Origin of the sequence: Paenibacillus sp. B2(2019) (genome assembly GCF_008370385.1) — a bacterium.
Taxonomy (GTDB): domain Bacteria; phylum Bacillota; class Bacilli; order Paenibacillales; family Paenibacillaceae; genus Paenibacillus_AQ.
Map to the genome: position 1 here is coordinate 114,397 of NZ_VTZR01000002.1, position 11,475 is coordinate 125,871.

The 11,475-nt window shown below is 46.5% G+C and carries 11 protein-coding genes; 9 read left to right on the forward strand and 2 right to left on the reverse strand.

Translation table 11 applies throughout. The features are described 5' to 3' along the window. Positions 1-94: 94 nt before the first annotated feature. On the reverse strand, positions 95-1,234 hold the full coding sequence (locus PAENI_RS00840) for a THUMP domain-containing class I SAM-dependent RNA methyltransferase (RefSeq protein ID WP_076283187.1): 1,140 nt from the start codon (positions 1,232-1,234) through the stop codon (positions 95-97). A gap of 198 nt (positions 1,235-1,432) precedes the next feature. Between PAENI_RS00840 and PAENI_RS00845 the strand changes: the two genes are divergently transcribed. After that, the gene (locus PAENI_RS00845; RefSeq protein ID WP_149643942.1) at positions 1,433-2,062 is read left to right on the forward strand and encodes an O-methyltransferase; all 630 of its coding nucleotides are present in this window, start codon (positions 1,433-1,435) and stop codon (positions 2,060-2,062) included. Between the two features lie 7 nt (positions 2,063-2,069). Here PAENI_RS00845 and PAENI_RS00850 read toward each other — a convergent pair whose 3' ends face one another. Further along, complete coding sequence (locus tag PAENI_RS00850; RefSeq protein WP_042126273.1) at positions 2,070-3,290, reverse strand: MFS transporter; 1,221 nt, start codon at positions 3,288-3,290, stop codon at positions 2,070-2,072. Between the two features lie 278 nt (positions 3,291-3,568). On the opposite strand from PAENI_RS00850, the gene hemE reads away from it, so the two are divergent. From hemE to PAENI_RS00890, 8 genes are all read left to right on the forward strand, one after another. Continuing rightward, positions 3,569-4,630: a uroporphyrinogen decarboxylase gene (gene hemE / locus PAENI_RS00855; protein WP_042186799.1), complete on the forward strand. Its 1,062-nt coding sequence runs from the start codon at positions 3,569-3,571 to the stop codon at positions 4,628-4,630. Positions 4,631-4,665: 35 nt separating this feature from the next. After that, positions 4,666-5,622, forward strand: coding sequence for a ferrochelatase (gene hemH, locus PAENI_RS00860; protein ID WP_139328657.1), 957 nt, complete (start codon positions 4,666-4,668; stop codon positions 5,620-5,622). Further along, complete coding sequence (gene hemG / locus PAENI_RS00865; protein WP_149643943.1) at positions 5,619-7,040, forward strand: protoporphyrinogen oxidase; 1,422 nt, start codon at positions 5,619-5,621, stop codon at positions 7,038-7,040. Before hemH ends, hemG begins: the two co-directional genes overlap by 4 nt. Positions 7,041-7,220: 180 nt before the next feature. Beyond that, the gene (locus tag PAENI_RS00870) at positions 7,221-8,609 is read left to right on the forward strand and encodes a CapA family protein (RefSeq protein WP_076283182.1); all 1,389 of its coding nucleotides are present in this window, start codon (positions 7,221-7,223) and stop codon (positions 8,607-8,609) included. 21 nt (positions 8,610-8,630) lie between these two features. Beyond that, positions 8,631-9,362, forward strand: a complete 732-nt coding sequence (locus PAENI_RS00875; protein ID WP_149644542.1) for a glycerophosphodiester phosphodiesterase — start codon at positions 8,631-8,633, stop codon at positions 9,360-9,362. Positions 9,363-9,398: 36 nt separating this feature from the next. After that, positions 9,399-10,022 carry a fumarylacetoacetate hydrolase family protein gene (locus tag PAENI_RS00880; RefSeq protein WP_149644543.1) on the forward strand — a complete coding sequence of 208 codons (624 nt, stop codon included), beginning with the start codon at positions 9,399-9,401 and terminating at the stop codon, positions 10,020-10,022. 23 nt (positions 10,023-10,045) lie between these two features. After that, positions 10,046-10,849 carry a DUF92 domain-containing protein gene (locus tag PAENI_RS00885; protein ID WP_149643944.1) on the forward strand — a complete coding sequence of 268 codons (804 nt, stop codon included), beginning with the start codon at positions 10,046-10,048 and terminating at the stop codon, positions 10,847-10,849. An 11-nt stretch (positions 10,850-10,860) separates the two neighbouring features. Further along, positions 10,861-11,463, forward strand: coding sequence for a TetR/AcrR family transcriptional regulator (locus PAENI_RS00890; RefSeq protein WP_149643945.1), 603 nt, complete (start codon positions 10,861-10,863; stop codon positions 11,461-11,463). Positions 11,464-11,475 lie beyond the last annotated feature (12 nt).

Consider the following 11,475-nt stretch of genomic DNA (forward strand, 5'->3'; position numbering starts at 1 on the left):
AGGTAGATGTCCGTTCTTATATTTCTCGCATAAACGCTTACCGTCCTTATAAGGACGCCGAAGGCGTTCATGCTTGGCGTAATAGTCTTCCGAATTATTTCGGATTTCTAGGTGGAAGTGGACCCAAGTATTGATAATATTGACACTCAATACGTCCGTTATACAACTTGCGACGCTTGTCCGCTTTACGGCCGTAATATTGTTCGAATTCCTTATAAGGACTAATCGCGAAGAATGACCAAGTCGGTAGATACAGCATCATTTCACCAAACTGGCGAGTCAGCTTCTCCACCTCTTTATCATTACTGATCCGTTCACCATATGGCGGATTGGTAATGATACAGCCGTATTCGCCTTGGGGTCTTGCTTTGGCGGCAGCCATCACGGTGAAGGTTATTTCTCCGGACAGGCCGGCGCTTTTAGCAGCGGCTTCAGCAATTTCTATAGCAGCAGGATCGATATCCGTGCCGGTTAGCTGCAACGGATAATCATCTCGTACGGCATCGAAAGCTTCTTCGCGAGCTTCCTCCCACAGATACTTAGGGATGACTGGCCAATGTTCTGAAGGGAAGGAACGCCGTAGTCCCGGTGCGATATTCCAAGCGATCATCGCGGCTTCGATCAACAATGTTCCCGAACCACAACATGGATCATATAGCGGACGGTGGCCATTCCAGCGGCTAAGCTGGATTAAAGCGGCTGCCATCGTTTCCTTCAGTGGCGCTTCTGTAGCCTGTCTGCGGTATCCGCGTTTGTGAAGAGCAGGTCCGGTGGTGTCTAGCGTAATAAGTGCGATATCGTTTAACAGAATCACTTCGATCACATATCGAGGTCCGTTCTCTGGGAACCAGTCCGTATGATAGGAGAGCTTCAGCTTCTCGACGATAGCTTTTTTGACAATCCCTTGGGAAGCGGGTACACTCGTTAGTTGTGATTTATGGGATCGTCCTTCAACCGGAAATTCTCCATTCTCGGGAATCCAGTCTTCCCAAGGCAGCGCTTTAACACCTTCAAATAACTCATCGAAGGTTTTGGCGGGGAATTGACCCATTTTTACTAATACGCGGTCGGATGTACGCAGCCATAAATTACAGCGACAGATGTCGATATAATCACCACTGAACAATACACGACCGTTCTCGACCGTGGTCTCATAACCCAGTTCGTTTAATTCGCGCGCTACTACAGCTTCTAATCCCATAGGGGCAGTAGCGATTAATTGTAATTTGCTCAAATACTCTCAACTCCGTTTAACTTGTAGATAAATACAAAAAGCCAGTACAATAAGAAAAGCCAATACCATAAGAAAAGCATCCATACAAGTATAGGGGAATGCGGGACACTTCACAATGCCCGGCATTCCATAAACCATAAAATCTTCCCCGTCATCCCTTCATTCGAGAAAACGGGGGATCATCAAAGGAGAATCTTTATGCTTACCCAAGAAGAATACAGTGAACAACTTTATACCGAGGACGAAATCCTGCTTCAGGTAAAAGAAGCTATCGTCCAAGCGGGTATGCCGGAGGTGTCTGTCGAGCCGGGGTACGGAAGACTGCTCACTATGCTTGTTAGACTGTCTCGCTCCATGCGTATTTTGGAGATTGGAGCACTTGGCGGCTACAGCGGGATTTGCTTATCTCGCGGCTTCACTGAAGGTGGCACGCTGACTTCGCTAGAGCTGAGGGCCGATTATGCCGAGCTTGCTCGCCGTAATTTAGAACTGGCCGGATTCGGTGATTCTACGGAATATAGAATTGGTCCTGCAATGGACAGCCTGAAGGCACTTGAAGCAGAGGGCGCTAAGTTCGATTTCTTCTTTATCGACGCAGACAAGATTAACTATACCAATTACTTGGAATATGCCATCAAGATGGCTAATCCAGGAGCGATTATTGCTGGTGATAATATCTTTCTCCGCGGACGGACGCTAAATACAGATCGAAATGGACCTGCCATTCTGGCTGTACGGCATTTCAATGAAATGATCGCCACCGATGACCGTCTGATCAGCACTTGTCTGCCAGCCTATGATGGACTGGCGTTGGCAATGGTGAAATAGCAGAAAATTAGCGAAATAGCCGTGGCGGAGTAGCTTTGTATAGCTTAACCCGGACCCATACGGTGTTTAACAGCAACAAGCTTCCGGAGATGATAAACAGTCCCTCAATACCAATATAACCAGATAGAAAGCCGCCTATGATAGCTCCCAGCATATTGCCCAGTGACAATGTGCTGCCGTTGAAGCCGAATGCGCGGCTTTCTTTCCCGTCAGGGGTATATGACCGGATAAGCGCATTAACGCTGGGTAATAGGCCGCCCATAAAAATTCCCATGAGAAAACGGACAATAATTAGCTGCCACACGCTAGTAACGAATGCTTGCGGAATCAGGAATAGCGAAGCCCCGATTAACGCGTAGGTCAGAATGCGGTGTGCGCCGACTTTATCACTCAGCTTGCCGAGCAAGGGGGAAGCCAGCATGTTGGAGATCCCTGTAACTGCGCTGACCATTCCGGCTAAAAAGGCTATATTCTCAGCAGGCCCATTTAACTTTTCAACATAAAGTGGCAGCAAGGCCATGGGGCTGATCATTGCAAATTGCAGCAAAAAGGTTACACCAAACAGCGCCGGGAGCTGAGGGATCTTGATCAATTCCTTCAAGCCCTCCATTACTGACACCTGTGGCTCTTGTGCGGCTTCTGCACGATCGAATTTCTCTTTAACGAGAAACAGTGCCAGCAGAGAGGCGATGAAGAGCAAGGCGCCAACGACATAAAAGATCGGACGAAATCCGATTAAATCAGCAAGAAAACCACCAATAAGTGGTCCAAGGATGGTACCTGCAACAGAACCCGACTGCATTAGCCCCATCGAAAATCCCATACGTGCTTTCGGAGTAGTACCCGAAACGAGTGCGATGGAAGCGGGATTGAAGCCGGAGATTGTACCGTTTAGCAGTCGCAGTAAGAGCAGCTGCATAGGGGATTGTGCGAAGCCCATCAACACCATAACGATAGCCATGCCAAAGCTGGAGCGCAGGAGCATGATTTTACGTCCATATTTGTCAGCAAGTTTTCCCCATAGTGGCTGGAAAATGAAAGAAGTTAAAAAGTTTGCGGCAAAAATAAGGCCCGCCCAAATTCCAATTTCATGCTCACCCTGAACTCCAAGATCCTTAGCAAGATACAAGGTCAGGAACGGTGTAATCATTGTCATTCCGGCATTTACCAAGAATTGTCCGAACCAAAGCACTAAGAGGTTGACCTTCCATGTCTCCCATTTCTTCAAAGTGCTTTCACTTCCTTTCAAAGAATTTCAGAAAATACATGATTCACAGAAAAATAGACATTTTATCAGTATATCATTTTTTTAGCTTCAAAAGTGCAATACATGTCATAGTAATGTCATAGGATTGTCATTCCACGATCTTCGTTTTGCTTGTTACAACCTTTTAAAAAGGGCATAATAGTAAGTATGCCGATCAAGCATAAACGCCATCGGCGTCCTTATTAGGACGGTAAGCGTTTATTTTAAAAAATCTTATAAAATATAATGGAGATCTTATCATGACCTACAACGACACTTTTATCCGCGCCTGCAGAAAGCAGGATACGGAGCACGTTCCCGTATGGTACATGCGGCAGGCCGGCCGTTATGATCCCGAGTACCGTAAAATCAAGGAAAAGTACTCATTGCTTGAAATCTGCAAACAGCCTGAGTTGGCGGCTGAAGTAACCTTGATGCCTGTGCGCAAGCTAGGTGTGGACGCGGCCATTTTGTATTCAGACATTATGAATCCGGTCGCTTCTATCGGTGTGAAATTTGATATCGTCAAAGATATTGGCCCTGTGATCGAGAATCCGATTCGCTCTGCAGCAGATGTCGAGAGACTGAAGCCCATTGATGTTGAAGGCGATCTCGGACATATTTTGGAGACGATTGCAATTCTGGATAAGGAGCTGGACGTGCCCTTGATTACTTTCGCAGGCGCACCGTTTACAATTGCCAGCTATCTGATCGAAGGCAGACCTTCCAAAGGATATATTCGGACTAAAGAGCTAATGTACAGTGAACCCCGTGTCTGGGAAATGCTAATGGACAAGCTCGGCGATATGATTATCGCTTACCTCCGCAGTCACGTTCGTAGTGGTGGAAAAGCGTTTCAATTGTTCGACAGCTGGGTCGGTGCCCTTGCGCCTCGCGATTTTGAAAAGTATGTGTTACCGACGGTTTCTCGTATTTTTTCCGAATTATCCGATCTTGATGTACCGAAAATATACTTTCCTGGCGTAAGTTCTGGCGAATTGCTACCGAGTCTTACGAAGCTTCAAGCGGATGTAATCGGGGTGGACTGGCGTGTGAGCTTGTCCGAAGGTCGACGCAGAACAGGTGGGAAATTTGCGATTCAAGGCAACCTGGATCCGTATTTACTTACAGCGCCGATGGACGTCTTGAAGGAGCACGCAAAAGCGTTAATTGATGAAGGGGTACAAGAGCCGGGATATATCTTCAATCTGGGTCATGGTTTATTCCCGGAGGCTTCTTTAGAGAAGCTTAGAGAATTAACGGAATATATTCACGAATATTCACAGGAAGTATTGAAAGAATCAGCCAAACTACGTTCTTAAAAATAGCCTATTAAATCTATAAGGGGATGGAATCCGTGACAGCAAAAATAGGTGTTCTCGTCATGTCGTATGGCACTCCTAAAAGCTTAGAAGACGTTGAAGCATATTACACTCATATTCGGCGAGGTAATCCGCCGACAGCGGAGCAGCTTAAAGAATTAACAGATCGCTATGAAGCGATCGTCGGGGGTGTATTCCCGCTGCGGGAGAACACAGACCGTCAAGTAGCTGCATTACAGGCAGCACTAAACGCGGATAAAGCTGGGGCGGATGTTGAATTTGTCTGCTATCAGGGTTTGAAGCATGCCTATCCGTTTATTGAGGACGGCGTCGAGGCTATGGCGAAGGACGGCATTACACAAGCGGTTGGTGTTGTGCTTGCCCCTCACTATTCAAGCATGAGCGTGGGTGGCTACATCAAACGTGCTCAGGAAAAGGCTGATGCATGTAAAATCAACATGGGTTTTGTGGAGAGCTACCATATGCACCCAGTATTGATCGATGTTCTAAGCAGGAGAGTAACTGCGAAAATAGATCAATATATCGAAGCAGGCGCTACTCGCGATGAGATAAGGGTATTATTTAGCGCGCATAGTCTTCCAGAGCGTATTCTAGCTATGGGGGATCCTTATAAAGATCAACTATTGGAGACCTCAAAAGCTATTGCAGATCAAGCGGGGATAACCAATTGGCAGTTTACGTGGCAAAGCGCAGGACGGACAGCTGAACCATGGCTTGGACCAGATATTCTGGATACACTTCAGCAGCTTAGCAAGGAACAGGTAGAGTATGTTCTAGTGGCACCGATCGGGTTCGTATCCGATCATTTAGAAGTGCTGTATGATCTTGATATCGAGGCAACAGCCGTAGCTTCAGAGCTGGATATGCGTCTTATGCGGATTGAATCATTAAACAGCGATCCTGCGTACATGTCCGTATTGAGCGATGTTGTTCGTACAAGACTGAATCAAATGTCGGCCGGTCAGTCATGACTGGTCCCTCTAGGCGAATTGTTATCATAGGCGGTGGGCTGAGTGGACTCAGCGCCGCCTTTTACATTCGTAAGTTTTACAAAGAAGCTGGCGTGAAACCTGATATTGTACTGCTGGAGAAAGACAAGACTCTTGGTGGGAAGATCGAAACATTGCACCGGGATGGATTTGTGATTGAGAAAGGCCCGGATTCTTTTTTAGCTAGCAAAACAGAGATGATTGAACTGGCTAAGGAATTAGAGCTAGATCACGAGCTGGTGAACACAAATCCAAAGGCAGAGAAGACCTATATACTACAGCGTGACAAGCTTCATCCTATGCCTTCCGGTCTTGTGCTTGGAATTCCTACTGAACTAAAGCCATTTCTATCAAGTGCTCTGGTTTCATTCGGTGGCAAAATACGCGCGCTGATGGACTTGATCCTTCCTCCTAAGCGGAGTAATGACGATGAATCCCTCGGACAGCTGATTGAGCGACGTTTAGGTACTGAAGTGATGGAGAATTTGACCGAACCGCTATTAGCCGGTATGTATGCTGGGGATTTAAGCAAAGTCAGCCTACAGGCTACCTTTCCGCAATTTGGAGAAGTAGAGCGGCAGTATGGTGGTCTTATTCGTGGAATCATTAAAGAACAGAATTCCTCCATGACAAATATGAGCACAAAGAACAGCACTTTGCTGACATTTCGAAAAGGACTACAAAGTCTCGTGCATGGCTTGATTCATGAACTACATGATGTAGAACAGCGAACTGAAGCTGCGGTGGTCTCTATACATGCTACAGGAACTAATGCTTCTCGTTATGAGCTAGAACTGGAAAGTGGCGAACGGCTACTTGCGGATGAAATATATATCACCACACCAAATTCTTTTGCTGCCGAACTTTTGCGTCCACATGTGGATGTTTCAGCACTCGATGCGGTAAATTATGTATCGGTTGCGAACTTAGTCATGGCCTTCGACAAGAAGGATATCGAAATTGATGATGCTGGAGCAGGTTTTCTTGTGCCTCGTAAGGAAGGGCGCAATATTACTGCCTGTACATGGACGTCTACAAAGTGGCCGCATACGAGTCCAGATGATAAAGTGCTTATGCGCTGTCATGTAGGCCGTTCCGGAGATGAGCAGAATGTTCAACTTCCAGATGAGGCTCTTACGGAGCTAGTGAGTAAGGATTTACGAGAGATCATGGGCATTACAGCGAAACCTATATTCACGGAAATTACTCGTTCGGAACATTCGATGCCACAGTATCCTGTTGGACATCTTGACAATCTTTCTAAATTCCATAGAGAGCTTGAGACCACACTTCCTGGGATATATGTCTTTGGAGCTGGATATGATGGAGTGGCAATGCCCGATTGTGTTAAGCAGGCTAAGCTTACAGCACAAAGCGCTGCAAAGCGTATATCGAATTAATTGTTCATTTACGGGAGAGTTAGAATTATATAATGAACGGTGAAGCGAAGATTTTTTTGCTTCACCGTTTTTGTTTGAAAATTAGATTATACTATTTTAATGGACTCTCGTATTTGGAGGGACAGGTGCTAGGTATGCTATAATAGAACCAATTTGAGAGTAGAGGAGATCATAGAAACAATGTATCCGCCGCGATCGCGTTCTAGACAGAAGAACAAACATAAGAGCAAACGTAAGCGCAGAACGGCCTGGATGTGGGTCAATGCAGGTCTACTTCTGTTGATTATTGTGGCGCTCAGCTATAGTTTTATGGACGACAGATTCAAGGGAAGTTCTGAGCCACCTCCAGTGGCGCAAATGACGGCTTCGCCTACGCCGGATAGTACTGCTCAGGAGACAGCACCTATAGTGACTGCAACCCCTGAAGCCACGGAGTCTCCCATCCCTTCTCCAACGGTAACCCCGGAAGCTACACCTACACCAGAGCCAAAGAGAGAAGAAAATGTTGAAACACAGGCGCCTGTACCAACTGAGACCCCTTCGCCAGATGAAGGTAGCTCCCAAGTCGCAGATGGTGGTTCTGTGTCTGGACTTCCGTCAGATGACCAGGCTTCTGGCAATACAGTGACCTTGAATTTTGGTGGAGATGTTATTTTTTCGGGGAAAGCCGGGGAATTGCTCGAAAAGAAAGGTTACGACTATTCGTATGCCGCGCTCGATGGAATGTTCAAGAAGGATGATCTTACGATTGTGAATCTGGAGACTCCTGTGACCACGGGTGGGGTTGGCGCCGCTAATAAGCAATACGTATTCAAAGGCTCGCCCAAAGCACTAGATGCTCTTAAAGCAGCCGGAGTGGATGCAGTAAATATGGCGAACAATCACACGCTTGATCAAGGGGAGGAAGGCCTGCGAGACACGCTGAGTCATCTCTCGGAGAGAGGCATTCCTTATGTTGGTGCTGGACTCAATAGTAAAGAAGCATTCTCGGCGCAATATTTTGAGCGTAAAGGGATTAAGATCGCCTTGCTGGGGTTCACACGGGTGATTCCTGCATCTGATTGGATGGCGGGAAAAAATAAACCCGGGCTTGCTTCAGTATATGATAGTAGAGAAGGACTTAAAGCGATTGCTGCAGCTAAACAAAAAGCTGATTTGGTTGTCGTAGTTGTCCATTGGGGCAAAGAACGGGTAGAGCAGTTCGATAATACTCAGCAGACCCTTGGACGTAGCTTTGTCGATGCGGGAGCTGATCTTGTCATTGGTGGTCACCCACATGTATTGCAAGGTGTGGAGCCGTACAAAGGCAAGTGGATCGCCTACAGCACTGGTAATTTTATTTTTACGAGATCAACGGTACCTGCCACTTGGGAAACTGCTGTATTTCAGGCGGAATGTAGTAAAAAAGGTCAATGTTCATTACAGCTGAAGCCTATGACTGCTGAGCTAGCTCAGCCCGTGCCCATGAATCAGGTGAACGGACAGCTTTTGCTGAAAAAAATAGAGTCTTTATCTGCTGGTCGAGTTAAGATCAACAGTGACGGCAAAGTGACTCAAGTTACAAAATAGGGTTCCTGGGAGGTCCTTATGATGAACAATTTATGTGTTGCCCATCGGGGATTTTCCGGTAAAGCTCCGGAGAATACATTAGCAGCGATCCGGATGGCCATTGCCATGCCTTTTGTACATTGGATGGAATTGGATGTCCAGCTCTCCAAGGACGGTGTTCCTGTTGTTATTCATGATTTTACGCTGGACCGTACAACCAATGGTCATGGTAAGGTGAAAAACATGGATTGGGAGCATATCCGTCGTCTCGACGCGGGTAGCTGGAAAGGGCGTTCTTTTCGGGGAGAGCGGGTGCCTTCATTGGAAGAGGTGCTCACATTAGCCTCCGGTAGACTGCATCTGAATATTGAACTAAAAACAGTGGGCGATATGTATCCTGACATCGAGAAGAAGGTAACGGATCTTATTTCCTCTAAAGGCATGCGGGACGATGTGATTTTGACCTCTTTTGACACAAATGTGTTGAAAAAAATCAAGGCAATCGACCCCCACTTTCGCACAGGCTTAATTTTTGATTCAAGGTTTGGTAATCCTGCTCGAAGGCTGCATGAACTGGAGTGTTCTCTTTTATCGATCAGCTTTTCACGTTTGAATCCCAGATTGGCTAAGCTTTTGACGGCGCAAGGTGTGAAGATTATGGCTTGGACTGTGAACAAAGGGAAAGAGATGCGTCGCTTAGCAGATATGCATTCTGATATAATGATTTGTACAAACCGTCCGGATATTTGGGGCGATACATTTCTAAAAGTATAAACAATCCAATTCGATGGGAAAGAGAGCTGATTGTCTGTGTGCGCTGCTGTTAATAATTTGTATTGTGTTGGACGGAACTACAAGCTACATGCGGAGGAATTAGGAAATAATATTCCCGTGGAGCCACTCATTTTTTTGAAGCCCTCACATGCGGCGGTTTCCCTCGATAAAGCAGTCATTCAGCTTCCAAAGGATTCAGGTCAGGTTCATTATGAAGGAGAACTTGTGCTACGTATCGCGCGTGATTATGTACCGGGTATGAGTGTGGAGGATCTGGTGGATGTTATGGCTCTGGGACTGGATTTCACACTGCGTGATGTGCATAATGATCTGCAGAAGAAAGGGCTACCTTGGACGCCAGCTAAAGGCTTTAAGAACGCTGCTCCACTCACACCTTACATTGCGTTTCCTGACAAGGAAGAGCTGGAAGGAACGGATTTCACGGTTTTAAAAAATGGTGTTGAAGTTCAGCGAGGTAATGTTAAAAATATGATTTTTTCGCTCCAAAAAATTGTCGATTTTATCGCTGCGCGTTACGGGCTGGGTAAAGATGATGTGATATTCACAGGAACACCAGAAGGTGTAGGCTCTACCGTATCAGGAGATTCGTTTGAATTGTACTGGGGTGACAAGCTGATGGGGACTTGCCTGATCGGCTAAAAACATCTGTTGGAGATGAATCTATGTTATGGATTATCGGCGCCCTTGGCGCTTTGTTAGTTGCGGGGGCGGCTTATAGGAAACAATCCTTAAGCCTTTCCGGCATGCTTGCCGCGGTAGCTATGGGGACCATTTATTTTGGTGCTGGAAATGCCTTTTGGTTTGGAATATTGTTGATTTTTTTCATCTCTTCAAGCCTGTTGTCTAAGCTTCATCATGATAATAAGGCAGAGCTTGAGCTGACATATGCCAAGACAGGTCGCCGAGATGCTGGGCAGGTCTTTGCTAATGGTGGGCTTGGGATGGTTTTCGTTCTATTGAATGCGATTGTTCCGATGGAACATTGGGAATTTTTATTTATCGGCGTTATGGCAACGGTAACCTCTGATACATGGGCTACGGAGATTGGTACACTCAGCAAGAAGCCGCCTCGGTCTGTCCTGACAGGTAAAATACTTCCTGCCGGTGCCTCAGGTGGCGTATCAAGCCTGGGTACGCTGGCCGCCGCCGCAGGAGGTGCACTTATCGGTGCATCTTCATGGCTGCTACGGATGATATCTGGCATGCCAGATCAATCCTTCTTGTTGCTTACATTGGCAGGACTCACAGGCGGACTTGCGGGTGCGTTCACGGATTCTATTCTAGGGGCAACCGTTCAGCTGATGAATCGTTGCACCGTTTGCGGACGCGAAGTGGAAAGTACACATCACTGCGGTAAAAAGGTTGAATACGCACGTGGCTGGAAGTGGATGACTAATGATGCAGTCAATGCTATTAGCTCTATCGTCGGAGGGGCTATTGCCTTATTGTGTGGGATGATGTTTTAAAGGAGGAACCGATGAGCAGCACGTCCAATCATAAACATACTGCCATTCTGGATGCCGCATACGAGCTCTTCGGTTCAGGTGGATTTTACGAAACGAAGATGTCGGACATTGCGGTTCAGGCCGGAATTGCTAAGGGCACCGTTTATTTATACTTCAAGAGTAAAGAAGAATTGTTCATGGCGGTAACGCGCCGGGATTGTGAGGGATTCCTTCAGCAATTACAGGAAAAGCTGAAGGCTAGTGATACTTTGGCAGGTAAACTGTCAATTATCGCCAAACATCATCTTTACTATTATTATGAGCGTAAGCGACACACGAAGCTCTTTTTCCGCGCACCGAACAATAACCCAGAGCTTGTGGCGTATATGACGCTTTTTATGGAAGAATATATGCAGGCAGTGGTGAAGGTATTGCTGGAGGGCGGAGTGTCTGAGCCTGAGCTTATGGCGCAGTCCTACATAGGGATGTTGGATCGACTGAAGATGGATATTTTGTTCGATCCATCTTTTAAGGAAGAAGATGCGTATAAACGCGCTGGTTTCGCTGCGGGTCTTTTTATTAAAGGGGCTATGGATTACTTGAATTTAGGTCAGGATGATAGACCGGTGGAATAGCAGCTTCATGCT

Excerpts from the sequence above, each read along its gene's own strand:
- PAENI_RS00845 (WP_149643942.1), top strand. The coding sequence starts at position 1,433 with ATGCTTACCCAAGAAGAATACAGTGAACAACTTTATACCGAGGACGAA.
- hemE (WP_042186799.1), top strand. The coding sequence starts at position 3,569 with ATGACCTACAACGACACTTTTATCCGCGCCTGCAGAAAGCAGGATACG.
- hemG (WP_149643943.1), top strand. The coding sequence starts at position 5,619 with ATGACTGGTCCCTCTAGGCGAATTGTTATCATAGGCGGTGGGCTGAGT.
- PAENI_RS00870 (WP_076283182.1), top strand. The coding sequence starts at position 7,221 with ATGTATCCGCCGCGATCGCGTTCTAGACAGAAGAACAAACATAAGAGC.
- PAENI_RS00875 (WP_149644542.1), top strand. The coding sequence starts at position 8,631 with ATGAACAATTTATGTGTTGCCCATCGGGGATTTTCCGGTAAAGCTCCG.
- PAENI_RS00885 (WP_149643944.1), top strand. The coding sequence starts at position 10,046 with ATGTTATGGATTATCGGCGCCCTTGGCGCTTTGTTAGTTGCGGGGGCG.
- PAENI_RS00890 (WP_149643945.1), top strand. The coding sequence starts at position 10,861 with ATGAGCAGCACGTCCAATCATAAACATACTGCCATTCTGGATGCCGCA.